Origin of the sequence: Streptomyces sp. NPDC090106 (assembly GCF_044747265.1) — a bacterium.
Classification (GTDB): Bacteria; Actinomycetota; Actinomycetes; order Streptomycetales; family Streptomycetaceae; genus Streptomyces.
Window position 1 is genome coordinate 1035219 of sequence record NZ_JBIVDS010000001.1, and the last position, 25747, is coordinate 1060965.

At 70.6% G+C, this 25747-nt stretch carries 21 protein-coding genes; 4 read left to right on the forward strand and 17 right to left on the reverse strand.

All coding sequences use genetic code 11. From position 1 onward, the window contains the following. Positions 1–34: 34 nt before the first annotated feature. Both ACIPSE_RS04615 and ACIPSE_RS04620 read right to left on the reverse strand, forming a co-directional pair. Entirely contained in the window at positions 35–1231 is a 1197-nt protein-coding gene (locus ACIPSE_RS04615; protein ID WP_401657308.1) for an FAD-dependent oxidoreductase, read from the reverse strand. An 83-nt stretch (positions 1232–1314) separates the two neighbouring features. Further along, positions 1315–2544, reverse strand: a complete 1230-nt coding sequence (locus tag ACIPSE_RS04620) for an ATP-grasp domain-containing protein (RefSeq protein ID WP_401657310.1) — start codon at positions 2542–2544, stop codon at positions 1315–1317. A gap of 238 nt (positions 2545–2782) precedes the next feature. On the opposite strand from ACIPSE_RS04620, the gene fahA reads away from it, so the two are divergent. Together fahA and ACIPSE_RS04630 are read left to right on the forward strand one after the other, a co-directional pair. Then, entirely contained in the window at positions 2783–3997 is a 1215-nt protein-coding gene (fahA, locus tag ACIPSE_RS04625) for a fumarylacetoacetase (RefSeq protein WP_401657312.1), read from the forward strand. 203 nt (positions 3998–4200) lie between these two features. Next, on the forward strand, positions 4201–5142 hold the full coding sequence (locus ACIPSE_RS04630; protein ID WP_401657314.1) for a M56 family metallopeptidase: 942 nt from the start codon (positions 4201–4203) through the stop codon (positions 5140–5142). Positions 5143–5253: 111 nt separating this feature from the next. Here the strand turns inward: ACIPSE_RS04630 and recQ are convergent, their stop codons facing one another. After that, the gene (recQ, locus tag ACIPSE_RS04635) at positions 5254–7299 is read right to left on the reverse strand and encodes a DNA helicase RecQ (protein WP_401657686.1); all 2046 of its coding nucleotides are present in this window, start codon (positions 7297–7299) and stop codon (positions 5254–5256) included. A 321-nt stretch (positions 7300–7620) separates the two neighbouring features. Here recQ and ACIPSE_RS04640 point away from each other — a divergent pair, with 321 nt between their 5' ends. Then, positions 7621–8211, forward strand: a complete 591-nt coding sequence (locus ACIPSE_RS04640; protein WP_401657316.1) for a hypothetical protein — start codon at positions 7621–7623, stop codon at positions 8209–8211. A gap of 70 nt (positions 8212–8281) precedes the next feature. Here ACIPSE_RS04640 and nuoN read toward each other — a convergent pair whose 3' ends face one another. The 14 genes from nuoN to ACIPSE_RS04710 are packed head-to-tail and all read right to left on the reverse strand — an operon-like array spanning position 8282 to position 24141. Further along, the gene (nuoN, locus tag ACIPSE_RS04645) at positions 8282–9931 is read right to left on the reverse strand and encodes an NADH-quinone oxidoreductase subunit NuoN (RefSeq protein ID WP_401657318.1); all 1650 of its coding nucleotides are present in this window, start codon (positions 9929–9931) and stop codon (positions 8282–8284) included. Continuing rightward, entirely contained in the window at positions 9928–11499 is a 1572-nt protein-coding gene (locus ACIPSE_RS04650) for an NADH-quinone oxidoreductase subunit M (RefSeq protein ID WP_401657320.1), read from the reverse strand. The genes nuoN and ACIPSE_RS04650 overlap by 4 nt, the downstream gene beginning before the upstream one ends. A gap of 5 nt (positions 11500–11504) precedes the next feature. Next, positions 11505–13418 (reverse strand): NADH-quinone oxidoreductase subunit L, encoded by a 1914-nt coding sequence (gene nuoL, locus ACIPSE_RS04655; protein ID WP_401657322.1) that lies wholly within the window; start codon positions 13416–13418, stop codon positions 11505–11507. 14 nt (positions 13419–13432) lie between these two features. Beyond that, entirely contained in the window at positions 13433–13732 is a 300-nt protein-coding gene (gene nuoK / locus ACIPSE_RS04660; RefSeq protein WP_003974374.1) for an NADH-quinone oxidoreductase subunit NuoK, read from the reverse strand. Further along, positions 13729–14571 (reverse strand): NADH-quinone oxidoreductase subunit J, encoded by an 843-nt coding sequence (locus ACIPSE_RS04665; RefSeq protein ID WP_401657324.1) that lies wholly within the window; start codon positions 14569–14571, stop codon positions 13729–13731. Before ACIPSE_RS04665 ends, nuoK begins: the two co-directional genes overlap by 4 nt. Next, complete coding sequence (gene nuoI, locus ACIPSE_RS04670; RefSeq protein ID WP_401657326.1) at positions 14568–15170, reverse strand: NADH-quinone oxidoreductase subunit NuoI; 603 nt, start codon at positions 15168–15170, stop codon at positions 14568–14570. Before nuoI ends, ACIPSE_RS04665 begins: the two co-directional genes overlap by 4 nt. Continuing rightward, complete coding sequence (nuoH, locus tag ACIPSE_RS04675) at positions 15163–16524, reverse strand: NADH-quinone oxidoreductase subunit NuoH (RefSeq protein WP_401657328.1); 1362 nt, start codon at positions 16522–16524, stop codon at positions 15163–15165. Before nuoH ends, nuoI begins: the two co-directional genes overlap by 8 nt. Next, the gene (locus tag ACIPSE_RS04680; RefSeq protein ID WP_401657330.1) at positions 16521–19025 is read right to left on the reverse strand and encodes an NADH-quinone oxidoreductase subunit G; all 2505 of its coding nucleotides are present in this window, start codon (positions 19023–19025) and stop codon (positions 16521–16523) included. Before ACIPSE_RS04680 ends, nuoH begins: the two co-directional genes overlap by 4 nt. Then, positions 19022–20371 carry an NADH-quinone oxidoreductase subunit NuoF gene (nuoF, locus tag ACIPSE_RS04685; protein ID WP_401657332.1) on the reverse strand — a complete coding sequence of 450 codons (1350 nt, stop codon included), beginning with the start codon at positions 20369–20371 and terminating at the stop codon, positions 19022–19024. The genes ACIPSE_RS04680 and nuoF overlap by 4 nt, the downstream gene beginning before the upstream one ends. Beyond that, the gene (nuoE, locus tag ACIPSE_RS04690; RefSeq protein ID WP_401657688.1) at positions 20368–21111 is read right to left on the reverse strand and encodes an NADH-quinone oxidoreductase subunit NuoE; all 744 of its coding nucleotides are present in this window, start codon (positions 21109–21111) and stop codon (positions 20368–20370) included. Before nuoE ends, nuoF begins: the two co-directional genes overlap by 4 nt. Positions 21112–21140: 29 nt before the next feature. Beyond that, positions 21141–22472, reverse strand: a complete 1332-nt coding sequence (locus ACIPSE_RS04695; RefSeq protein WP_401657334.1) for an NADH-quinone oxidoreductase subunit D — start codon at positions 22470–22472, stop codon at positions 21141–21143. Continuing rightward, complete coding sequence (locus ACIPSE_RS04700) at positions 22469–23215, reverse strand: NADH-quinone oxidoreductase subunit C (RefSeq protein WP_401657336.1); 747 nt, start codon at positions 23213–23215, stop codon at positions 22469–22471. Before ACIPSE_RS04700 ends, ACIPSE_RS04695 begins: the two co-directional genes overlap by 4 nt. Beyond that, positions 23212–23766: an NADH-quinone oxidoreductase subunit B family protein gene (locus tag ACIPSE_RS04705; RefSeq protein ID WP_003998928.1), complete on the reverse strand. Its 555-nt coding sequence runs from the start codon at positions 23764–23766 to the stop codon at positions 23212–23214. Before ACIPSE_RS04705 ends, ACIPSE_RS04700 begins: the two co-directional genes overlap by 4 nt. Positions 23767–23781: 15 nt before the next feature. Beyond that, positions 23782–24141 (reverse strand): NADH-quinone oxidoreductase subunit A, encoded by a 360-nt coding sequence (locus tag ACIPSE_RS04710; protein ID WP_007383963.1) that lies wholly within the window; start codon positions 24139–24141, stop codon positions 23782–23784. Between the two features lie 713 nt (positions 24142–24854). Between ACIPSE_RS04710 and ACIPSE_RS04715 the strand changes: the two genes are divergently transcribed. Next, positions 24855–25673, forward strand: a complete 819-nt coding sequence (locus ACIPSE_RS04715; protein ID WP_401657338.1) for a C40 family peptidase — start codon at positions 24855–24857, stop codon at positions 25671–25673. Positions 25674–25747 lie beyond the last annotated feature (74 nt).

Consider the following 25747-nt stretch of genomic DNA (forward strand, 5'->3'; position numbering starts at 1 on the left):
GCGGGCCGGCCGGGACCCGGCCGGCCCGTCGCGGTCAGCCGTGTGCCGCCGCCAGATGGCGCGCCAGCCTCGGTGACGCGAACTCGGTGCCGCACACGAACCGCATCACGGGCCCGTACGAGGACGCCGCCGGGAGCCCGGTGAAGTACAGGCCCGGCACCGACGACACGTACCCGGCGCCCAGCCGGGGCGCGCCCCGGCTCACCACGAGGGCCGTCCGCAGCCCGGGGCCGAGGAAGTCCATCGCGGCGAGGTCGACGCGGTAGCCGGTGGCGGCGACGACGTGGTCGGCGTCCAGCCGCTCGGTGCCGCCGGTGCGGGTGAGCACCGTCAGGGCGGGGCGGCCGTCGGCGATGTCCGTGCCGAGGACCCGGCGGACCTCGCTGACCCGCACCGTGCCCTCGAAGCGGTCGCGCAGCCACCAGGCGCCGAGCGGCCCGAGGACGCGCCGCACCAGATGGTGGCGCAGCTGCGCCGGGAGACGGCGGTAGGGGTGGGGGTAGTAGCTGAGCGCCCACAGCGACCAGGCCCGTCCGAACGGCGACTCGGGCCGCAGGCGCGGCTGTTCCCACGGCGGCGCCCCGAAGCCGACCCGGCCCCGCCCGCGCGAGACGACCCGCACGCGCGCCCCCGCCTCCGCGGCCAGCACCGCCGTCTCCAGCGCGGACTGCCCCGCGCCGACGACGATCAGCTCCTGGCCCGCGAACCGGCTCAGGTCGTGGTGCTGGCCGCTGTGCGAGACCGGTCCGCCGGGCGCGGGGCCGTCGCCCGCGGCCAGTTCGGGCGGGAGGTGCGCGAGCCCGGACAGACCGGTGGCGACGACGACCGCGCGGGCGGTGAACGACTCCCCGGAGTCCAGCTTGAGTGCGAAGCCCCCGGGACGGTGCCGGTCGACGGAGACGACCCGCACCCGTTCGAGGCCGGGCACCAGCCGCTGCTGGAACCACTCCCCGTACGCGACGAACGTCTCGACCGGGATGATGTCCTCGTCCGTCACCAGCCGCCGTACGCCGGCCGCGTCGCAGTAGTCGGCCAGGGTGTGCCCGGGCCGCGGGGCGTCCAGGGACGAGGCGGCCGGGGTGGACTTGAGGAGCATGCCGGCCGGCATATGGGCCCGCCAGCTGACCATGGGGTCGCCGAAGACCCGGACGGGGAGCCCGCGGGCCCTGAGATGCGCGGCGGTCGACAGGCCGAAGGGCCCGGCGCCGATGACTGCTACCGGTCGGTTCACGAAGTCCCTCCCCAGGACGTTCACTTCGTCACTTCGTGGTGCGGCGGGGATCACCCGGCATCGGGCTCACCCGGCAGTGGGTTTCACCCGGCGGTGCGGCTGGTCCGCCACAGCTGGTACAGATGCTTCGCACCCGGCCGTACGAAGCGGGCGAGCATCGTGAGGAACGGCAGCGGGTCGTCACCCGCGAGCCAGGCCAGCTCGGTCCCGCTCGCCCGGCGCGGCGCGTGCGGCGTCGTGTAGCCGCTGCGGCGGTAGGCGAGGAGCGCGGGCAGGTCGATGTTCTCCACGATGTACCGGTGCCCGGCCCGTTGCTCCCCCTCCGGAACGGGCCGGCCGGTCAGATCCAGATGCAGGGCGCGGACGACGTCCACGCCCGAGGTGGTCTCGAACAGCCGGAACTGGGCGCCCACGCGCGGATTGAAGTCGAGCAGCTTGTAGCGGCCGTCGCGCCGGTCGAAGCGCAGATCGAGGTCGATGACGCCGGTGAAGCCGATCTGCTTGATGAACCGGGCGGCGAGATCGGCGAGTTCCGGGTTGTCGACGACGTACGCGTTCGCCGTCATCCCCGCGTGCGGCGGCCAGGAGCGGACCTTGACGCCGGTGAACAGCGCCAGCGGGGTGGAGTTGCGGTCGAAGCAGGCGTGCACGATCCAGTCCTCGGCGTCCTCCCTCGGCAGGTACTCCTGGAGGATCACCCCGGGCCGCTCGCCCCACTGCCGGGCCAGCGTGAGCAGCCCTTCGGGGGTCGCGACCCGGGTCGTGCCGTTCACGGCGGGCCGGGTGCGCCGCACGAACGCCTCACGGTTCTTGGCCACCACCGGGAAGCGGGCCTTCTCCGCGAAGGCCACGACGTCGTCGTAGGACTGCGGGAAGGCCGCCGTGGGGCTCGGGATGCCGTGTTCCCCGCAGAGTTCGTGCAGCCCCTGCTTGCTGGCCAGGCGGCGCGGCAGGCCCGGTTCGACGGGCGGGACGAGGAAGCGGCCCTTGAGGTCGTCCTGGTGTTCGGCGATGAGGACGGCCGCCTCCTCGTCGGTGGGCACCAGCACGGTGGGCCGTCCGATGCGCCGCCCGATCCGCAGCAGTCCCTCGACGAGCCGGCCCGGGTCCTCCGTGCCCGTCGTCGGCCACACGAACGCCTTCCGCAGATAGCGGGAGACGGCGGCCGGGGTGCAGCGGTCCTCGGTGATGGCGTACATGGGCACTCCGAGGCGCCCGAGACTGCGGATGGCGCCGACACCGCCGTGGTGCAGCGGATAGTCACCGAACTTCACGATCAGGCCCGGCACGTCTCTGTCGGCCTGAACAGGCACACCTGTCTCTGCGCTCCTGGCCACGGGTCCCCCCACGTGTCCCGACTGCGGAACGGCACCACCCCGCCCGATGTCCCCTGGCGTCCCCTTGCCGTCCCAAAGGACGCTAAGCCGGAATCCGACGCTCCAACCGATCCTTACCAGGACATTGCTAACTCTTTAGGGCCTCCCGAGCCAAGCGGGACCGACGTAACGTGTGGCGCGACCCGCACCAGCGATTGAGCGAGAGGCAGCACCCATGCCCCCCTTCGATCTCCCCGAGGGCGACCCCTTCGGTCCGCACAACCTGCCCTACGGGGTGTTCACCCGGCCCGGCACCGACGACCGCACGGTCGGCGTCCGTCTCGGCGACCACGTCCTCGACGCCGGCGCTTCGGCCCTCGCCCTGGGTTCGCCCTACGCCGCGCTGCTGAACCGGCCCACGCTGAACCCGCTGCTCGCGGCCGGGCGCACCACCTGGTCGGACGTGCGCCGCGCGCTGACGGCCTGGGTGACGGTCCCCGCGCACCGGTCGGCCGTCGCCGAGTTCCTGCACCCGCTGCCGTCGGTGACCCTGCATCTGCCGTTCGAGGTCGCCGACTACGTCGACTTCTACGCCTCCGAGAACCACGCCCGCAACGTCGGCCGGATCTTCCGCCCGGACGCGGCCGACTCCCTCACCCCCAACTGGAAGCATCTGCCGATCGGTTACCACGGCCGCTCGGGCACGGTGGTCGTGTCGGGGACGGACGTCGTCCGCCCCTCGGGGCAGCGCAAGGCCCCCACGGACGCGGCGCCCGTCTTCGGCCCGTCCGTCCGCCTGGACATCGAGGCGGAGGTCGGATTCGTGGTCGGCACGCCCTCGGCGATGGGTTCGCCCGTCGCCCTCGCCGACTTCCGCGAGCACGTCTTCGGTCTGTGCCTGCTCAACGACTGGTCCGCGCGCGACGTCCAGGCCTGGGAGTACGTGCCGCTCGGCCCGTTCCTCGGCAAGTCCTTCGCCACCTCCGTGTCGGCGTGGATCACCCCGCTGGACGCGCTGGAGGAGGCGACGGTGGCACCGCCGGAGCGCACCCACGCGCTGCTGCCCTACCTCGACGACTCCGCCCCGGACGTCGAGCCCGGCGGCTACGACCTGCGGATCTCCGTCGCGGTCAACGGCCATGTCGTCTCCGAGCCTCCCTTCTCCACCATGTACTGGACGGCCGCGCAGCAGCTGGCCCACATGACCGTCAACGGGGCCTCGTTGCGCACCGGCGACCTGTACGGCTCGGGCACGGTGAGCGGACCCGGCCCCGGCCAGCGCGGTTCGCTCCTGGAACTGACGTGGAACGGTCGCGAACCGCTGGAACTGCCCGACGGCAAACGGACGTTCCTGGAGGACGGCGACGAGGTCACCCTCTCGGCCTGGGCCCCGGGACCGGGCGGGGTACGGGTGGGCCTGGGGGAGGTCACGGGACGGGTGGCCGGCTGATCCGCGCACCGGGACGGCGGGGCGGGCCGCCGGGGTGTGACGTCGGGGTGTGACGTCGGCCGGGGTGGGCGCGAGGGCTGCCGTGCGGCGTCCGGCCCCGTCATACTGATCGGCGGGTGGGCCACCGGCCGTCCGGTGCCCCGCACCCACCCGCCGACCCGCCGTAGCCGCCCTTCCGCCGACCAGGATCCGGAGCCCGTGGCATGACCGTCTGCCTGCTCCTGTTGAGCGCCGTCGCCCTGACGGCCGCCGTGCCGGCGCCCCGTGCGCTGACCCGGGCGAGCTGGCCCGAACGGGAACCGGTGGTCGCGCTGTGGGTGTGGCAGTGCCTGGTCGCGACCGTGCTGATGTGCTGTCTGACGGCGCTGGTCCTGGGCGCGGCGGCCGTCTTCCACACGGTCCGCGACCATGTCTTCGCCCCGGCGCCGCCCGCGGTCACCGCCGCCTACGACCTCTCCGCGACCCCGGCCTGGGCCGCCGGCCTCACCCTGCTGCTGGCCTGCGGAGCCGCCTGGACGACGGCGATGCTGGCCCGCGAACTCGCCGAGGCCCGGCGCCGGCGCGGTCGGGCGCGGGCCCATCTGCGCGAGCGCGCGCCGGAGCTGCCCGGTGGTCTGGAGGAGGCCGCGCGCGGTCCCCTGCTGGTCCTGGAGGACGAGTACCCCGACGCCTGGTGGATGCCGGGCAGCCCGCCCCAGCTGGTGGTGACGACCGGCGCGCTGCACCGGCTCACCGACCACCAGCTGGACGCCGTCCTGACCCATGAGCGCGACCACGCCCGCGCCCACCACGACTGGCTCCTGCATCTGTCGACCGCGCTCGCCACCGGCTTCCCCCGTGTCCCCCTGTTCGCGCACTTCTGCGACCAGACCCACCGGCTGGTGGAGCTGGCGGCGGACGACACCGCGTCCCGGCGGTGCGGCCATCTGACCACCGCGCTCGCCCTGATCGAGCTCAACCAGCACCGGGGCGTCCTGTCCTGCGCCTCCAGCCACCGGCTGCTGGGCGAACGCGTCGACCGCCTGCTGGCCCCCAAGCCCCGTCTGGGCCGCCGCCACCGGGCCCTGACGGCGACGGTGGCGACACTGGTCCCCCTGCTGCCGCTGCTGATCACCTTCGCGCCGGGTCTGACGGCCCTGGCGTAGCCGCGCGCCCGCGACCGCCCGCGGCGGCTTCGACACCTGCCGCGCGGGCCCGCGCGGCACTCCCCCTCCCGGGCTCGCGCGGCGCGGCCCCCGCCTCCGGGCCTCGCGGCCCTACATCCAGTCCTCGGGCTCCGGCTCCTCGTCGAACTCGGGCCAGTGGTCGTCTTCCGGAGCCGTCCGGGCCTGCGGGGCGACCCGGGTCTGCGCACCCGTGCTCACCGGGTCCGCCGCGCTCCGCGCTCCCGCGTCCGCCGGAGCGCCCTCACCCAGTCCGGCGAGGACCCCGATGACGCCCTCGCCGTAGGTGACGAGCTTCTTCTCGCCCACCCCGCTGACCTCGCCGAGCCCGGCCACGGAGGTGGGCCACACGGTGACGATCTCCCGCAGCGTGGCGTCATGGAAGATCACGTACGCCGGGACGCCCTGCTCGCGGGCCTGTTCGGCGCGCCAGGCGCGCAGGGCCTCGAAGGCCGGCACCAGCGCCTCGGGCAGCTCGGCCGCCGCGGCCTTCGCCTTGCCCTTGCCGGAGGACGAGGACCCCGACGCCCGTGACGTCGCCGGCTTCTTCGGCTCCTTGCGCAGCGGCACCTCCCGCTCGCGCCGCAGCACCGTCCCGCTGTCCTCGGTCAGCACCAGCGTGCCGTAGTCGCCCTCGACGGAGAGCAGGCCCTGGGCCAGCAACTGGCGGATGACGCCCCGCCATTCGGCCTCGGCCAGGTCCTCACCGATGCCGAACACTGACAGCTGGTCGTGGTCGAACTGGATGACCTTGGCGGTGCGCTTGCCGAGGAGGATGTCGACGATCTGCACGGCGCCGAACTTCTGCCCGCGCTCCCGCTGGAGCCGGACGATCGTCGACAGGACCTTCTGGGCCGCGACCGTGCCGTCCCAGGTCTCGGGCGGGGTGAGGCAGGTGTCGCAGTTGCCGCAGCCCGCCGCGCCGGGCTCCTGGCCGAAGTAGATGAGGAGCTGGCCGCGCCGGCAGCTCGCCGTCTCGCACAGGGCGAGCATGGCGTCGAGATGGGAGGCGGCCCGGCGGCGGAACGCCTCGTCGCCCTCACCGGTCTGGATCAGCTTGCGCTGCTGTACGACGTCGTTGAGGCCGTAGGCCATCCAGGCCGTGGAGGGCGCTCCGTCGCGGCCCGCGCGGCCCGTCTCCTGGTAGTAGCCCTCGACGGACTTCGGCAGGTCGAGGTGGGCGACGAAGCGGACGTCGGGCTTGTCGATGCCCATGCCGAAGGCGATGGTCGCCACCACGACCAGGCCCTCCTCGCGCAGGAACCGGGACTGGTGCGCGGCGCGCGTCCGCGCGTCCAGGCCCGCGTGGTACGGCACTGCCTCCACGCCGTTCTTCGAGAGGAACTCGGCGGTTTTCTCGACCGAGTTGCGCGACAGGCAGTAGACGATGCCCGCGTCGCCCTCGTGCTCCTGGCGCAGGAAGCTCAGCAGCTGCTTCTTGGGGTCGGCCTTCGGGACGATCCGGTACTGGATGTTGGGCCGGTCGAAGCTCGCCACGAAGTGCCGGGCGTCCGGCATGCCCAGCCGCTGGGTGATCTCGGTGTGCGTGGCGTGCGTGGCCGTCGCCGTCAGCGCGATCCGCGGGACGTCGGGCCAGCGCTCGCCGAGCAGGGAGAGGGCGAGATAGTCGGGGCGGAAGTCGTGGCCCCACTGGGACACGCAGTGCGCCTCGTCGATCGCGAAGACGGAGATCTTGCCGCGCGCGAGCAGGTCGCGCGTGGAGTCCAGGCGCAGCCGCTCCGGGGCCAGGTACAGCAGGTCCAGCTCGCCCGCGAGGAACTCGGCCTCGACGACCCGGCGTTCGTCGAAGTCCTGTGTGGAGTTGACGAATCCGGCGCGCACGCCGAGCGCCCGCAGGGCGTCCACCTGGTCCTGCATCAGCGCGATGAGCGGTGAGACCACGATGCCCGTGCCAGGTCTGACCAGGGCCGGGATCTGGTAGCACAGCGACTTGCCGCCGCCGGTGGGCATGAGCACGACGGCGTCCCCGCCGGCCACCACATGCTCGATGACGGCTTCCTGCTCGCCGCGGAAGGCGTCGTAGCCGAAGACCCGGTGGAGTGTGGCCAGCGCCTCGCTCTCGGTTCCCGGTGCCTCGGTCGTCCCTGGCATCTCGATGATCCCGCCCGTCCCGCCCATCGTCGTGTCCCCCGTACGTCGTCCCTCGACCACTGCGTCCACGATAGGCGCCCGGACTGACAGCCCAGGAGTTATCCACAGACCCGTCCGGGTGAGTCCCGCTACCCTCCGTGGTCATTCCAATGGCCCTGGTCACCTGGCGGGCTCCCGGGCCGCGTGGCCATGCTGCTGGGGCGGGACGGGGGGAGCCCGCCCCACCGGGCGAGGCGCCGCAGTACGCAGGACGCCGGTCCACGCTCCACGCGAGGCGCCCCACCTCGCCGTCGCTCCACGGGCGGTGCGCCCGGCGCGCCCCTCTCCTCCGCTCCAAGGAGTCCCACCATGTCCTCTCGGCCCCTCAAGGCCGCCGTCGGCCTGGCCGCGGCCGGCGCCCTCGCCCTGGCCGCCCCGCCCGCGCACGCCGCGGACGACCCCGACCCCGCCGTCTGGTCCCAGCTCTCCGCCGTCTTCGCGGCGACCGGCGGCTACCAGTACGAGCCGCTCGCCGTCCGGGACGGCTTCGAGGCCACGCCGTGCGCCGAGATGCCGGGCGAGGGCGGTATGGGCTACCACTACTTCAACAAGGCGAACATCGGGAAGATCACGCCCACGACCCCGGGAGCCCTGCTCTACGAGGACGGTCCCGACGGGCAGCGCAGGCTGATCGGGGTGGAGTGGCTCGCGGACGCCGCCACGACCGCCACCGCGCCCACGCTGTTCGGGCAGACCTTCCGGGACGCGCGCCCCTACGGCGAGCCGCTGAACGGGAACTTCTACACGCTGCACGCGTGGATCTACAAGGACAACCCCGACGGTCTGTTCGGCCGGTGGAACCCGGACGTCAAGTGCCCGGCCGGCGTGCCCACCCTGGTGACGCCGACCATGACCCCGACCGCGGCACCGACCACCCCGTCGTCCGCCCCGGCGCACTGACCCGCGACGCACGAAGGCCCCGGCTCCCCCGTCAGGAGGGGATCCGGGGCCACCGTACGGACGGCGCGGTTCAGCGCACGAACACTCCGGCCTGGTTGGCCAGGTCCAGGAAGTACTGCGGGGCGACGCCGAGCACCAGGGTGACGGCGACGCCGACCCCGATCGCCGTCATCGTCAGCGGCGAGGGCACCGCGACGGTCGGGCCCTCGGGACGCGGTTCGCTGAAGAACATCAGCACGATGACGCGGATGTAGAAGAACGCCGCGATCGCCGAGGAGATCACACCGACCACGACGAGCGGTGCCGCGCCGCCCTCCGCCGCCGCCTTGAACACGGCGAACTTCCCGGCGAACCCGGAGGTCAGCGGGATACCGGCGAAGGCCAGCAGGAACACCGCGAACACGGCGGCCACCAGCGGTGAACGGCGGCCGAGCCCGGCCCACTTGGACAGGTGCGTCGCCTCGCCGCCCGCGTCCCGCACGAGCGTGACCACGGCGAACGCGCCGATCGTCACGAACGAGTACGCGGCCAGGTAGAAGAGGACGGCCGAGACGCCGTCCGGGGTGGTCGCGATGACACCGGCGAGGATGAAGCCCGCGTGCGCGATCGACGAGTACGCCAGCAGCCGCTTGATGTCGGTCTGCGTGATCGCGACGATGGCGCCGCCGAGCATGGTGACGATCGCGACGGCCCACATGACCGGCCGCCAGTCCCAGCGCAGGCCCGGCAGCACGACGTACAGGATGCGCAGCAGCGCGCCGAAGGCGGCCACCTTGGTCGCCGCGGCCATGAAGCCGGTGACCGGCGTCGGGGCGCCCTGGTACACGTCCGGGGTCCACATGTGGAAGGGGACGGCGCCGACCTTGAACAGCAGGCCCATGACGATCATCGCGGCGCCGATGAGGAGCAGCGCGTCGTTGCCCATGGTGTCGGCGAGAGCCGGGTCGACGTTCGGGACGGTGCCCTCGACGACCTGCGCGATGGTGGCGTACGACACCGAGCCGGCGTAGCCGTAGAGCAGGGCGATGCCGAAGAGGGTGAACGCCGAGGCGAAGGCGCCGAGCAGGAAGTACTTGACCGCGGCCTCCTGCGACATGAGCCGCTTGCGGCGGGCCAGGGCGCACATCAGGTACAGCGGCAGCGAGAAGACCTCCAGGGCGATGAACAGCGTCAGCAGGTCGTTGGCCGCCGGGAAGACCAGCATGCCGGCGACCGCGAACAGGAGCAGCGGGAACACCTCGGTGGTGGTGAACCCGGCCTTGACCGCGGCCTTCTCGCTGTCGCTGCCCGGTACGGACGCGGCCTGCGCGGCGAAGGAGTCGACGCGGTTGCCGTGTGCCTCGGGGTCCAGTCGCCGTTCGGCGAAGGTGAACAGGCCGACCAGGCCCGCCAGCAGGATGACGCCCTGGAGGAAGAGGGCCGGTCCGTCGACGGCGATCGCGCCCATCGCGGCGATGCCCGCCTTGGTGGTCGCGTAGCCGTCGGCCGCGAGCGCGACGACCGCCGCGAAGGCGGCGCACAGCGCCACGACGGAGACGAACACCTGGGCGTAGTAGCGCTGCTTGCGCGGTACCGCCGCCTCGATGAGCACCCCGACGACCGCCGCACCGACGACGATCAGCGTGGGGGACAGTTGTCCGTATTCGATCTTCGGCGTATCGATCTTCGAGATCGGGTCGGCCGCGGTTGTCCACAGGCTGTGGACGACTGTCGCACTCACTTGGCCGCCTCCACCTCGGGCTGGGGGTCCTTCTTCTGGACGTCGGACAGGGTCTGCTTGACCGCCGGGTCGACGATGTCCGTGACCGGCTTCGGGTAGACCCCGAGGAAGATCAGCAGGACGACCAGCGGTGCCACGACGAGCACTTCACGCAACCTGAGGTCGGGCATCTCGGCGACCTCGGTCTTCACCGGCCCCGTCATCGTCCGTTGGTAGAGGACGAGGGTGTAGAGCGCGGCCAGCACGATGCCGAGGGTCGCGATGATGCCGATCACCGGGTAGCGCGCGAACGTGCCGACCAGGACCAGGAACTCGCTCACGAACGGCGCGAGCCCCGGCAGCGACAGGGTCGCGAGGCTGCCGATCAGGAACGTGCCGGCGAGCACCGGGGCGACCTTCTGGACACCGCCGTAGTCCGCGATGAGCCGCGAGCCGCGCCGCGAGATCAGGAACCCGGCGACCAGCATCAGCGCGGCGGTGGAGATGCCGTGGTTGACCATGTAGAGCGTCGCGCCGGACTGGCCCTGGCTGGTCATCGCGAAGATGCCCATGATGATGAAGCCGAAGTGCGAGATCGACGCGTACGCCACCAGCCGCTTGATGTCGCGCTGGCCGACGGCGAGCAGCGCCCCGTAGATGATGCTGATGAGCGCCAGGACGAGGATCGCGGGCGTCGCCCACTTCGACGCCTCCGGGAAGAGCTGGAGGCAGAAGCGGAGCATCGCGAAGGTGCCGACCTTGTCGACGACCGCGGTGATCAGGACGGCGACCGGGGCGGTCGCCTCCCCCATCGCGTTCGGCAGCCAGGTGTGCAGCGGCCACAGCGGCGCCTTCACCGCGAAGGCGAAGAAGAAGCCGAGGAACAGCCAGCGTTCGGTGTTCGTCGCCATGTCGAGCGAGCCGTTGGCGCGCGCCTCGGCGATCTCCTGGAGGCTGAAGTTCCCGGCGACCACATACAGGCCGATCACCGCGGCCAGCATGATCAGACCGCCGACCAGGTTGTAGAGCAGGAACTTCACCGCGGCGTACGACCGTTGCGTGGACGCCGCTTCCTCGCCGTGCTCGTGGGCCCGGTCGCCGAAGCCGCCGATGAGGAAGTACATCGGGATGAGCATGGCTTCGAAGAAGATGTAGAAGACGAAGACGTCGGTGGCCTCGAAGGAGATGATCACCATCGCCTCGACGGCCAGGATCAGGGCGAAGAAGCCCTGTGTCGGCCGCCACCGCCTGCTGCCGGTCTCCAGCGGGTCGGCGTCGTGCCAGCCCGCGAGGATGATGAAGGGGATCAGCAGCGCGGTCAGCGCGATGAGCGCCACCGCGATGCCGTCGACGCCCAGTTCGTAGCGGACCCCGAAGTCCTTGATCCACCAGTGGGACTCGGTGAGCTGGTAGCGGTCGCCGTCCGGGTCGAAACGGACCAGGACGGCGATCCCTAGGGCGAGCGTGGCGAGCGAGACGAGCAGCGCCAGCCACTTGGCGGCGGTGCGGCGCGCGGCCGGCACGGCGGCCGTGGCGATCGCCCCGATCGCCGGGAGCGCCGCCGTCGCTGTCAGCAGAGGAAAGGACATCGGTATCAGACCGCCCTCATCAGCAGGGTCGCGGCGACGATGACCGCCGCACCGCCGAACATCGAGACCGCGTACGACCGCACGAAGCCGTTCTGGAGCCTGCGCAGCCGTCCGGAGAGGCCGCCGACCGAGGCCGCCGTGCCGTTGACGACTCCGTCGACCAGGGTGTGGTCGACGTAGACCAGGGAGCGCGTGAGGTGCTCGCCGCCGCGGACCAGGACGACGTGGTTGAAGTCGTCCTGGAGCAGGTCGCGCCGGGCGGCCCGGGTGAGCAGCGAACCGCGCGGGGCGACGACCGGGACCGGCCGGCGCCCGTACTGGAACCAGGCGAGCACCACGCCGACGACCATGACGGTGACCGTGGCCGCGGTGACCGTGGGGGCGCTGAGGGGAGAGTCGCCGTGGTCATGGCCGGTGATGGGCTCCAGCCAGTGCAGGAAGCGGTCGCCGATGCTGAAGAAGCCGCCCGCGAGGACCGATCCGAAGGCCAGCACGATCATGGGGATCGTCATCGACCTCGGCGACTCGTGCGGGTGCGGCTCGTGGCCGTCCGCGTCGGGCTGCCAGCGCTTCTCGCCGAAGAAGGTCATCAGCATCACGCGCGTCATGTAGTACGCGGTGATGGCCGCGCCGAGCAGGGCGCAGGCGCCGAGGATCCAGCCCTCGGTGCCGCCCTTGGCGAACGCCGCCTCGATGATCTTGTCCTTGGAGAAGAAGCCGGACAGGCCGGGGAAGCCGATGATCGCCAGGTAGCCGAGGCCGAAGGTGACGAAGGTGACCGGCATGTACTTCCTGAGGCCGCCGTACTTGCGCATGTCGACCTCGTCGTTCATGCCGTGCATGACGGAGCCGGCGCCGAGGAACAGCCCGGCCTTGAAGAAGCCGTGCGTCACCAGGTGCATGATCGCGAAGACGTAGCCGATGGGGCCGAGGCCCGCCGCGAGGACCATGTAGCCGATCTGCGACATGGTCGAGCCGGCCAGCGCCTTCTTGATGTCGTCCTTCGCGCAACCGACGATCGCACCGAACAGCAGCGTGACCGCGCCGACGATGGTGACGACGAGTTGCGCGTCCGGCGCGAGGTTGAAGATGGCCGCCGAGCGGACGATCAGGTAGACGCCCGCGGTGACCATCGTCGCGGCGTGGATGAGGGCCGAGACCGGGGTCGGGCCCTCCATCGCGTCCCCGAGCCAGGACTGGAGCGGCACCTGGGCCGACTTGCCGCAGGCCGCGAGGAGCAGCATCAGGGCGATGGCGGTGAGCTTGCCCTCGGTGGCGTCGGCCGCGAGCCCCGCCTCCTCGTGCGTGCCGAGGAGCGGGCCGAAGGCGAACGTCCCGAAGGTCGTGAACATCAGCATGATGGCGATGGACAGGCCCATGTCGCCGACGCGGTTGACCAGGAAGGCCTTCTTCGCGGCGGTGGCGGCGCTGGGCTTGTGCTGCCAGAAGCCGATGAGGAGGTACGAGGCGAGACCGACGCCCTCCCAGCCGACGTACAGCAGAAGGTAGTTGTCGGCGAGGACGAGGATCAGCATCGCCGCGAGGAACAGGTTCAGATAGCCGAAGAAGCGGCGGCGGCGCTCGTCGTGCTCCATGTACCCGATCGAGTACAGGTGGATCAGCGAGCCGACGCCGGTGATCAGCAGCACGAACGTCATCGAGAGCTGGTCGAGGCGGAAGGCGACGTCCGCCTGGAAGCCCTCGACCGGGATCCAGCTGAACAGGTGCTGGGTGAGCGTGCGGTGCTCCGCGTCCTTGCCGAGCAGATCGGTGAACAGGACGACGCCGAACACGAAGGACACGCTCGAGAGCAGGGTGCCGATCCAGTGGCCGACGGCGTCCAGACGCCGTCCGCCGACGAGCAGGACCGCCGCTCCGAGCAGGGGCGCCGCGATGAGCAGCGCGATCAGGTTCTCCACGATTCAGCGACCCCTTACAGCTTCATCAGGCTGGCGTCGTCGACCGAGGCCGAGTGGCGGGAACGGAACAGCGACACGATGATCGCGAGCCCGACCACGACCTCCGCGGCGGCGACGACCATCGTGAAGAAGGCGATGATCTGGCCGTCGAGATTGCCGTGCATCCGGGAGAAGGCGACGAACGCGAGGTTGCAGGCGTTGAGCATGAGCTCGATGCACATGAACACGACGATCGCGTTGCGCCTGATCAGCACGCCGGTGGCGCCGATCGTGAACAACAGGGCCGCGAGGTACAGGTAGTTGACCGGATTCACTTGGACGCCTCCTCGGCCCGCTGGGCGTCGGCCGGCTCGACCGGGGTCCGCTCCAGGCGTTCCTCGGAGCGCTGCTCCAGGGCCCGCAGGTCGCTCAGCGCCTCCCGCGAGACGTCCCGGATCTGGCCGCGGTCGCGCAGCGTCTTGCTGACGGTGAGCTCGGACGGGGTGCCGTCGGGCAGCAGACCGGCGATGTCCACGGCGTTGTGCCGGGCGTAGACGCCGGGCGCGGGCAGCGGCGGCAGGTGCTTGCCCGCGCGCACGCGTTCCTCGGCCAGCTCGCGCTGGGTCTTGGCCCGCTCGGTGCGCTCGCGGTGGGTGAGCAGCATCGCGCCGATGGTGGCGGTGATCAGCAGGGCGCCGGTGATCTCGAAGGCGAACACGTACTTGGTGAAGATGAGGGCGGCGAGGCCCTCCACGTTGCCGTTCGCGTTCGCCTGGGCGAGTCCGTCGAACTCCGTCAGGGAGGCGTTGCCGATGCCGCCGAGGAGCAGGATGCCGAAGCCGAGGCCGCACAGCAGGGCCAGCCAGCGCTGGCCCTTGATGGTCTCCTTCAGGGAGTCCGCGGCCGTGACGCCGACGAGCATCACCACGAACAGGAACAGCATCATGATCGCGCCGGTGTAGACGACGATCTGGACGACGCCCAGGAAGTAGGCGCCGTTGGCGAGGTAGAACACGGCCAGGACGATCATGGTGCCCGCCAGGGACAGCGCGCTGTGCACGGCCTTCTTCATGAAGACGGTGGCCAGCGCGCCGACGACGGCGACGGTCCCGAGGACCCAGAACTGGACGGCCTCGCCGGTGGAGGTGGAGTACGCGGCGAGCTGGGCGCTCATGCCTCCACCTCCTCTTCTTCGGGCTTCTCTCCCTTGGAGACGGCGACCTGCTGGACCGTGCCGGGCGCGGCCTCGGTCACCAGGCCCCGGTAGTAGTCCTGTTCGTCGGTGCCGGGGAAGATCGAGTGCGGGCTGTCGACCATGCCCTCCTCCAGACCGGCGAGCAGCTGCTCCTTGGTGTAGATGAGGTTGGCGCGGCTGCTGTCCGCGAGCTCGAACTCGTTCGTCATCGTGAGCGCGCGCGTGGGACAGGCCTCGATGCACAGACCGCACAGGATGCAGCGGGCGTAGTTGATCTGGTACACCCGCCCGTACCGCTCGCCCGGCGAGTAGCGTTCCTCGTCCGTGTTGTCCGCGCCCTCGACGTAGATCGCGTCGGCGGGGCAGGCCCAGGCGCACAGCTCGCAGCCGACGCACTTCTCCAGGCCGTCCGGATGGCGGTTGAGCTGGTGCCGTCCGTGGAAACGCGGAGCGGTGGTCTTCTCCTGCTCGGGGTACTGCTCGGTCAGCCGCTTCTTGAACATGGCCTTGAAGGTCACGCCGAAGCCGGCCACCGGGTTCATGAAACCGGGCTTGGTCTCCTTGGGCTCGTCAGCCATCGGACGCCTCCTTTCCATCCGTCGAAGTTCCGTCACTGTGAGTATCGGACCCGCCACTGACAATCAGCTCCCGCTCCCGGCGCGGACGGCGCCTCGGGACCTGCGGGACCTCCTGTCCGGGCAGCGGCGGCACGGGGAACCCGCCCGCCATCGGGTCGAAGGGGAGGGCCGCGGCGGGCTGTTCGTCCTCGGGCCTGCCGCGGAACAGGTCCACGACGAAGGAGAGCAACAGGAGCACCAGGACGCCGCCGCCGACGTAGAGCGCGATGTCGGCGAAGTCGTAGTTCTCGTTGCGCAGGGTCCGCACCGTCGCGACGAGCATCAGCCACACCACGGAGACCGGGATGAGGACCTTCCAGCCGAGCTTCATCAGCTGGTCGTAGCGCACGCGCGGGAGCGTGCCGCGCAGCCAGATGAAGAAGAACAGCAGGAGCTGCACCTTGATGACGAACCACAGGAGCGGCCACCAGCCGTGGTTGGCGCCCTCCCAGAAGGTCGAGACAGGCCAGGGAGCCCGCCAGCCGCCCAGGAAGAGCGTCACCGACACGGCCGAGACCGTCACCATGTTCACGTACTCGGCGAGCATGAACAGCGCGAACTTGATCGACGAGTACTCGGTGTTGAAGCCGCCGACCAGGTCGCCCTCGGACTCCGGCATGTCGAACGGGGCGCGGTTGGTCTCACCGACCATCGTGATGATGTAGATGATGAAGGAGACCGGCAGCAGCAGCACGTACCAGCGGTCCTGCTGCGCCTCGACGATCGCCGAGGTCGACATCGACCCCGAGTAGAGGAACACCGAGGCGAACGCGGCACCCATGGCGATCTCGTAGGAGATCATCTGCGCGCAGGAGCGCAGCCCGCCCAGGAGCGGGTAGGTCGATCCGGAGCTCCAGCCCGCGAGCACGATGCCGTAGATGCCGACGGAGGCGACCGCGAGGATGTAGAGCATCGCGATGGGCAGGTCGGTGAGCTGCATCGTGGTGCGCTGGCCGAAGATCGAGACCTCGTTGCCGGCCGGCCCGAAGGGGATCACCGCGATCGCCATGAAGGCCGGGATGGCCGCGATGATCGGCGCGAGGACGTAGACGACCTTGTCCGCGCGCTTGACGATGACGTCTTCCTTGAGCATCAGCTTCACGCCGTCGGCGAGCGACTGGAGCATGCCCCAGGGCCCGTGCCGGTTGGGGCCGACGCGCAGCTGCATCCAGGCGACGACCTTGCGCTCCCAGACGATGGAGAACAGCACGGTCACCATCAGGAAGGCGAAGCAGAACACCGCCTTGACGACGACCAGCCACCAGGGGTCGCGGCCGAACATCGAGAGGTCTTCTGCGGAGAGGTACGGGCTCATGCCTCCACCTCCTTGGGGGCTTCGCCGTCGAGCGTCGCCGGGCCGATACGGACGAGGGAGCCGGGCAGCACCCCGGCGTCGGAGGCGACGCCGCCGCCGGTGGAGTTCAGCGGGAGCCAGACCACCCGGTCGGGCATCTCGGTGACCCGCAGCGGCAGTTCGACGACCCCGGCGGAGCCGGTCACGGCCAGGACGTCGCCGTCCTTGACCCCGGCCTCGGCGGCGGTGGCGGCCGACACGCGCGCGTGGGCCGCGTGCCGCGTCCCGGCGAGCGCCGCGTCGCCGTCCTGGAGGCGGCCCTGGTCGAGCAGGAGCCGGTGTCCGGCGAGGACGGCCTCACCGGCGGCGGGCCGCGGCAACTGGGCCGCGATCTCCAGCGGTTCGCTCGCGCGGGGCCCGTCCCAGGCGCCCAGCCGGTCGATCTCCCCGCGGACGGTGCGCAGATCGGGCAGGCCCAGGTGCACGTCCATGGCGTCGGCCAGCATCTGGAGCACGCGCGCGTCGGTCGGCGGGAGGCGGCGGGTCATCTGGTCGGGCTTGAGGGCGGCTTCGAAGAGCCGCACCCGGCCTTCCCAGTTGACGAACGTGCCGGCCTTCTCGGCGACGGCGGCGACGGGCAGGACCACGTCCGCCTTCGCGGAGATCTCACTGGGCCGCAGCTCCAGCGAGACCAGGAAGCCGACCTCGGCGAGCGCCTCACGCGCGCGGGCCGGATCGGGCAGGTCCGCGATCTCCACACCCGCGACGAGCAGCGCCTGGAGTTCCCCGTTGACGGCGGCCTCGACGATCTGGCTGGTGTCGCGGCCGTAGCGGTGCGGGAGTTCGGCGACGCCCCACGCGGCGGCGACCTCCTCACGCGCGCGCGGATCGGTGGCCGGACGTCCGCCCGGCAGCAGCGACGGCAGTGCGCCCGCCTCGACGGCGGCCCGCTCCCCCGCGCGCCGCGGGATCCACACCAGCTGCGCGCCGGTCGCCGCGGCGGCCCGGACGGCGGCGGTGAGCCCGCCGGCGACGGCGGCGATCCGCTCACCGACGACGATGACCGCGCCCTCGGCGCGCAGCGCCTCGGACGCCTGGGCGCCGCCCTCCTCCAGACCGAACCCGCTCGCGAGCGCGTCCAGCCACTCGGTCTCGGTGCCGGGAGCGGCGGGCAGCAGCGTGCCGCCGGCCTTCTCCAGACCCCGGGTGGCGTGCGTGGCCAGCGAGAACACCTTCTGCCCGTGCGCCCGCCAGGCCTTGCGCAGCCTCAGGAAGACGCCGGGCGCCTCCTCCTCGGCCTCGAACCCGACCAGCAGCACCGCGGGCGCCTTCTCCAGCACGGTGTACGTGACGCCCGTGCCGTCGAGGTCACGGCCGCGTCCGGCGACGCGGGAGGCGAGGAAGTCGGCCTCCTCGCCGCTGTGCACACGCGCGCGGAAGTCGATGTCGTTGGTATCGAGGGCCACGCGCGCGAACTTGCTGTACGCGTAGGCGTCCTCGACGGTGAGCCGGCCGCCGGTCAGCACTCCGGTGCGTCCGCGCGAGGCGAGCAGCCCCTGCGCGGCGATCTGGAGCGCCTCCGGCCAGGACGCCGGTTCCAGCTCGCCCTCCGCGTTGCGCACCAGGGGCGTCTGGAGCCGGTCGCGCTGCTGCGCGTACCGGAAGCCGAACCGCCCCTTGTCGCAGATCCACTCCTCGTTGACCTCGGGGTCGTTGGCCGCGAGCTTGCGCATGACCTTGCCGCGCCGGTGGTCGGTGCGGGTCGCGCAGCCGCCGGAGCAGTGCTCGCACACACTCGGGGTCGACACCAGGTCGAAGGGGCGGGAGCGGAAGCGGTACGCCGCCGAGGTCAGCGCGCCGACCGGGCAGATCTGGATGGTGTTCCCGGAGAAGTACGACTCGAAGGGGTCGCCCTCGCCGGTGCCGACCTGCTGGAGCGCGCCCCGCTCGACCAGCTCGATCATCGGGTCGCCCGCGATCTGGTTGGAGAAGCGGGTGCAGCGGGCGCACAGTACGCAGCGCTCGCGGTCCAGGAGCACCTGGGTGGAGATCGGGACGGGCTTCTCGTAGGTCCGCTTGCGGCCCTCGAAGCGGGACTCGGCCTGTCCGTGGGACATCGCCTGGTTCTGGAGCGGGCACTCGCCGCCCTTGTCGCAGACGGGACAGTCGAGGGGATGGTTGATGAGGAGGAGCTCCATCACCCCGTGCTGGGCCTTCTCTGCGGCCTGCGAGGTGAGGTGCGTCTTGACGACCATGCCGTCGGTGCACGTGATCGTGCAGGACGCCATGGGCTTGCGCTGGCCCTCGACCTCGACGATGCACTGCCGGCAGGCGCCGGCCGGGTCGAGCAGGGGGTGGTCGCAGAAGCGGGGGATCTCGACGCCGAGCTGCTCGGCGGCCCGGATGACCAGGGTGCCCTTGGGCACGCTGATCTCGGCGCCGTCGATGGTCAGCGAGACGAGATCTTCCGGCGGGACCGCCGCCTCTCCCCCTCCGGAGGGAGCGTTGGTGGTCACGGTCATGCGTTCACCTCCGTGCTGGAGTCGGCCCAGGCCGTCGACTTGGCCGGGTCGAAGGGGCAGCCGCGGCCCGTGATGTGCTGCTCGTACTCCTCGCGGAAGTACTTGAGCGAGGAGAAGATCGGCGAGGCGGCACCGTCGCCGAGGGCGCAGAAGGACTTGCCGTTGATGTTGTCGGCGATGTCGTTGAGCTTGTCGAGGTCGGACATGACGCCCTTGCCGGCCTCGATGTCGCGGAGCAGCTGGACGAGCCAGTAGGTGCCTTCGCGGCAGGGGGTGCACTTGCCGCAAGACTCGTGGGCGTAGAACTCGGTCCAGCGGGTGACGGCGCGGACGACGCAGGTCGTCTCGTCGAAGCACTGCAGGGCCTTGGTGCCGAGCATGGATCCGGCGGCGGCGACGCCCTCGTAGTCGAGGGGGACGTCGAGGTGCTCGTCGGTGAACATCGGGGTCGAGGAGCCGCCGGGGGTCCAGAACTTGAGCCGGTGCCCGGGCCGCATCCCGCCGCTCATCTCCAGGAGCTGGCGCAGCGTGATGCCGAGGGGGGCCTCGTACTGGCCGGGGCCCGCGACATGGCCGCTGAGCGAGTACAGCGTGAAGCCCGGGGACTTCTCGCTGCCCATCGACCTGAACCAGTCCTTTCCCTTGTGCAGGATCGCGGGAACCGACGCGATGGACTCGACGTTGTTCACCACAGTGGGGCAGGCGTAGAGGCCGGCCACAGCGGGGAAGGGGGGACGCAGTCGTGGCTGACCGCGGCGGCCTTCGAGCGAGTCGAGCAGCGCGGTCTCCTCGCCGCAGATGTACGCGCCGGCGCCCGCGTGCACGGTGAGTTCGAGGTCGAGGCCGCTGCCCAGGATGTTCTGCCCGAGGTAGCCGGCCGCGTAGGCCTCGCTCACGGCCGCGTGCAACCGCCGCAGCACGGGGACGACCTCACCCCGCAGATAGATGAAGGCGTGCGACGACCTGATGGCGTAGCACGCGATGATCATGCCCTCGACGAGGCTGTGCGGGTTCGCGAACAGGAGCGGGATGTCCTTGCAGGTCCCGGGTTCCGATTCGTCGGCGTTGACCACCAGGTAGTGCGGCTTTCCGTCCCCCTGGGGAATGAACTGCCACTTCATCCCGGTGGGGAAGCCGGCGCCGCCTCGACCGCGCAGACCGGATTCCTTGACGTAGGCGATCAGGTCGTCCGGCGACATGGCGAGCGCCTTGCGCAGGCCCTCGTAGCCGTCGTGCCGCCGGTAGGCGTCCAGCGTCCAGGACCTGTCCTCGTCCCAGAAGGCCGACAGCACCGGTGCGAGCAGCTTCTCGGGGCTGGTGTCTTTCAGCTCGGGTGCCAAGGTCATCCCTCCCCCTCCTCGATGTGGTCAGAGGGCGACTGGTCCTCTGGCTCCTCGGTCCGCGGATGGACCACGCGCGCGGGTGCTGCCTCTCCCCTGGCCAGGCGGAGGCCGATCAGTGAAGCGGGTCCCGCGCCGCCGCTGGCCTCGACGGCTCCGGGCCGCTCGTCGGGGAACCCGGCGAGGATCCGCGCGGTCTCCTTGAAGGTGCACAGCGGCGCCCCGCGCGTGGGCTCGACCGGACGGCCGGCCCGCAGGTCGTCGACGAGGCCCTTGGCGCTGGCCGGGGTCTGGTTGTCGAAGAACTCCCAGTTGACCATCACGACCGGCGCGAAGTCGCAGGCCGCGTTGCACTCGATGTGCTCCAGGGTGACCTTGCCGTCGTCGGTGGTCTCGCCGTTGCCGACGCCCAGGTGCTCCTGGAGCGACTCGAAGATCGCGTCGCCGCCCATGACCGCGCACAGCGTGTTGGTGCAGACGCCCACCTGGTAGTCGCCGGAGGGACGGCGCCGGTACATGGTGTAGAACGTCGCGACCGCGGTGACCTCGGCGGTGGTCAGGCCGAGCACGTCCGCGCAGAACTGCATGCCGGTGCGGGTGACATGGCCTTCCTCGGACTGCACGAGGTGCAGCAGCGGCAGGAGGGCGGAGCGGGAGTCGGGGTAGCGGGCGATGACCTCGCGCGCGTCCCGTTCGAGGCGTTCACGGACGTCGTCCGGGTAGGCGGGCGCGGGCAGTTGGGGCATGCCCAGGCTGACGCCCTCGGGGGTGGTGGTCACCGGTCGACGCCTCCCATCACGGGGTCGATGGACGCGACGGCGACGATGACGTCGGCGACCTGGCCGCCCTCGCACATCGCCGCCATGGCCTGAAGGTTGGTGAAGGACGGGTCGCGGAAGTGGACCCGGAAGGGGCGGGTGCCGCCGTCGGACACGGCGTGCACCCCGAGTTCGCCCTTGGGCGACTCGACGGCCGCGTAGGCCTGTCCCGGCGGAACCCGGAAGCCCTCGGTGACCAGCTTGAAGTGGTGGATCAGGGCCTCCATGGAGGTGCCCATGATCTTCTTGATGTGGTCGAGGGAGTTGCCGAGGCCGTCGGGGCCGAGCGCGAGCTGGGCGGGCCAGGCGATCTTCTTGTCGGCGACCATGACCGGGCCGGGCTGGAGCCGGTCCAGGCACTGCTCGACGATGTGCAGCGACTGGCGCATCTCCTCCAGGCGGATGAGGAAGCGTCCGTAGGAGTCGCAGGTGTCGGCGGTGGGGACCTCGAAGTCGTAGGTCTCGTAGTCGCAGTAGGGCTGCGACTTGCGCAGGTCGTGCGGCAGGCCGGTGGAGCGCAGGATCGGGCCGGTGGCGCCGAGGGCCATGCAGCCGGCCAGGTCGAGATGGCCGACGTCCTGCATACGGGCCTTGAAGATGGGGTTCCCGGTGGCGAGCTTGTCGTACTCGGGGAGGTTCTTCTTCATCTTCTTCACGAACTCGCGGATGTGGTCCACCGCGCCGGGCGGCAGGTCCTGCGCGAGTCCGCCGGGGCGGATGTACGCGTGGTTCATCCGGAGGCCCGTGATGAGCTCGTAGATGTCGAGAATCATTTCACGATCACGGAATCCGTAGATCATGATCGTGGTGGCGCCGAGCTCCATGCCGCCGGTGGCGATGCACACCAGGTGCGAGGAGAGCCGGTTCAGCTCCATCAGGAGCACCCGGATGATCTTGGCGCGCTCGGTGATCTGGTCCTCCACGCCGAGAAGCTTCTCGACGGCGAGACAGTAGGCGGTCTCGTTGAAGAAGGACGTCAGGTAGTCCATGCGCGTCACGAACGTGGTGCCCTGCGTCCACGTGCGGAACTCGAGGTTCTTCTCGATGCCGGTGTGGAGGTAGCCGATGCCGCAGCGGGCCTCGGTGACGGTCTCGCCGTCGATCTCCAGGATCAGCCGGAGCACCCCGTGGGTGGAGGGGTGCTGGGGACCCATGTTGACGACGATGCGCTCGTCGTCGGCGCGGGCCGCGGACTGGACGATCTCGTCCCAGTCGCCGCCGGTGACCGTGTAGACGGCGCCCTCGGTGGTCTCCCGCGCCGAGGCGGCGGATGCGTGCTGCGTGCTCATGAGTACGACCTCCGCTGGTCCGGAGCAGGGATCTGGGCGCCCTTGTACTCGACGGGGATGCCGCCGAGGGGGTAGTCCTTGCGCTGCGGGTGGCCCGGCCAGTCGTCCGGCATCATGATCCGCGTCAGGGCCGGGTGGCCCTCGAAGACGATCCCGAAGAAGTCGTACGTCTCGCGCTCGTGCCAGTCGTTGGTCGGGTACACGGGGACCAGCGACGGGATCACCGGGTCGGCGTCCGGGGCGCTGACCTCCAGGCGGATCAGCCGGTTGTGGGTGATCGAGCGCAGGTGGTAGACGGCGTGCAGCTCGCGGCCCTTGTCGTGCGGGTAGTGGACACCGCTGACACCGGTGCACAGCTCGAAGCGCAGGGCGGGGTCGTCGCGCAGGGTGCGGGCGACGCGGACCAGGTGCTCGCGCTCGATGTGGAAGGTGAGTTCACCGCGGTCGACGACCGTCTTCTCGATCGCGTTGTCCGGCAGGAGTCCCTGCTCCTCCAGCGCGCCCTCCAGCTCGTCGGCGACCTCGTCGAACCAGCCGCCGTAGGGGCGTGTGGCCGCCCCCGGGAGCCGGATGGAGCGGACCAGGCCGCCGTAGCCGGAGGTGTCACCGCCGTTGTTCGCGCCGAACATGCCGCGCTGGACGCGGATCTCCTCGCCGCCGTCGCCCCGCTGACCGGGGAGGTTGGAGGCACCGAGGTCCTTCTCGGGATTGACGCCGTTGCCGGTGCCGTGCGCGTCGCTCACCTCAGCAGCCCCTTCATCTCGATCGTGGGCAGGGCCTTGAGCGCCGCCTCCTCCGCCTCACGGGCGGCCTCCTCGGCGTTGACTCCGAGCTTGGAGGTCTGGATCTTCTGGTGAAGCTTGAGGATGGCGTCCATGAGCATCTCCGGCCGTGGCGGACAGCCGGGGAGATAGATGTCGACCGGAACGATGTGGTCGACGCCCTGCACGATCGCGTAGTTGTTGAACATGCCGCCCGAGGAGGCGCAGACCCCCATGGAGATGACCCACTTGGGGTTCGGCATCTGGTCGTAGACCTGCCTGAGCACCGGCGCCATCTTCTGGCTGACCCGGCCGGCGACGATCATCAGGTCCGCCTGGCGGGGTGAGCCGCGGAAGACCTCCATACCGAAGCGCGCCAGGTCGTACCGGCCGGCGCCCGTGGTCATCATCTCGATGGCGCAGCAGGCCAGGCCGAACGTCGCCGGAAAGACGGACGCCTTGCGCACCCAGCCCGCGGCCTGCTCGACGGTGGTCAGCAGGAAGCCGCTCGGCAGCTTTTCTTCGAGTCCCATGTCGTTAAAGGCCCCTCAGTCCCATTCCAGGCCGCCCCGCCGCCATACGTACGCGTAGGCGACGAAGACGGTGAGCACGAAGAGCAGCATCTCCACGAGCCCGAAAACACCCAGGGCGTCGAAGGTGACGGCCCAGGGGTAGAGGAAGACGATCTCGATGTCGAAGACGATGAAGAGCATCGCCGTCAGGTAGTACTTGATGGGGAAGCGCCCGCCGCCCGCCGGCGTGGGGGTCGGCTCGATCCCGCACTCGTAGGCCTCGAGCTTGGCCCGGTTGTACCGCTTCGGACCGATCAGCGTGGCCATGACCACGGAGAAGATCGCAAAGCCTGCCCCGAGGGCTCCCAGTACGAGGATGGGCGCATACGCGTTCACCGCTCCTCGCTCCTCTCAGTCGGCACTGACTGCTGGCGATGGCATCGGGTTCGCTTCCGCCCCGCGCGCCCGGCGAACTCCGTTCGTCCTGACGAAGATCGCGAACATGTGAAGCAGGTCACAAGCCCAACTGCCTCGCATCTTATGCCCGCCGCTCTGTGATCTGCGACACGGGGTATTGCACAAGCTTTGTGATCTCCACCACCTGACGAAGGATCATGAAGTCGGATGAGCGGTGATCTTTGAACGAGAAGCGTCCGAGTGATCACCAGAGGTGACATTTTCGCTCGTCGGCGCAGCTCGGAGGCGGCGTCTCAATATCAAGAGACTTCCCTTGCATGCAAATTGGTGCTGGACGCGACCGGTTGATAGAGCGCCGCGTTCACACAACAGAGGGAGCCGCGAGGAGCGATGTGGACGCGTGCGCCCGTTCACGAGCGAGCGAGGCGGGATGCGCGCGCGTGACGCAGCCGCCTCCGTGACCGTTGCGTGACCTCCACCACATCCATAAGAGGTCCATGAGAAGAGGGCTTGGCCACGGGTCTCAACCAGTGGTAGGCGCGGGGCAATTCGGACGTAATGACGAAAGCCCGTGATCACGACCGTATTGCGTCACGTCCGCAATGTCCGTTACGGCGTCAATAAAGGGGCGCCCACTGGGGATTTCGGGGTCCGGTTGAACAACTGTGGCGCAGCACACGTTTCTTGTAGGTATGGAGGAGCCCCTGATACCGGTTGTTCTCATGTCCCACACCGCTCACATACGCAGCCACCGGAAGCCCCGCCGCAACGCGACGAGTTCGATCGCCGTGCGTGCCGGCGTCGCCGGTGGCATGCTCAGCATGGCAGCGGCGGGCGCGTCCACGGCGGCGAGCGCCGCCGAGACGACGCAGACGCTCGAACTGCCCACCCTGACGGCCGACCTGGCCGCTCAGGTCGCCCAGTCCGCGGACGCCACGCAGCAGGCGGCCGCGAACTACGAGCTCCTGGCCGAGCGCGACGCCGCCGCCGCGGCGGCGGCCAAGCAGGCCAAGAAGGATCTCGCCGAGGCGAAGGCCAAGGCCGAGGCGAAGAAGAAGGCCGAGGAGGCCCGTAAGGCCGCCGCCGAGGCCGCCACCTCGCGTTCCGCCGAGCGGACCAGCCTCTCGACGGCCACGACCGCCTCCGCGCCCGCCAGCGGCAGCGTCGCGACGGTCATCGCCTTCCTCAAGGCGCAGGTCGGCGACGCGTACGTCATGGGCGGCACGGGACCCAACGCGTGGGACTGCTCGGGTCTGGTCCAGGCGGCGTTCAAGCAGGTCGGTGTCGACCTGCCGCGCATCTCGCAGGACCAGTCCACGTCCGGCACGCCGGTCTCCCTGTCCAACCTCCAGGTCGGCGACATCCTGTACTGGGGTTCCGCGGGCTCGGCGTACCACGTGGGCGTCTACATCGGCGACGGCCAGTACCTGGACGCGGCGAACCCCTCCAAGGGCGTCGTCATCCAGGACCTGTCGGGCTACCCGGCGACGGGTGCGGTGCGCGTACTCTGACGCACGCACGACTGTACGGAAGGACCGCGGCCGCTCGGGGGCAGCGGTCCTTCCGCGTTGTGCGCACCGGATCG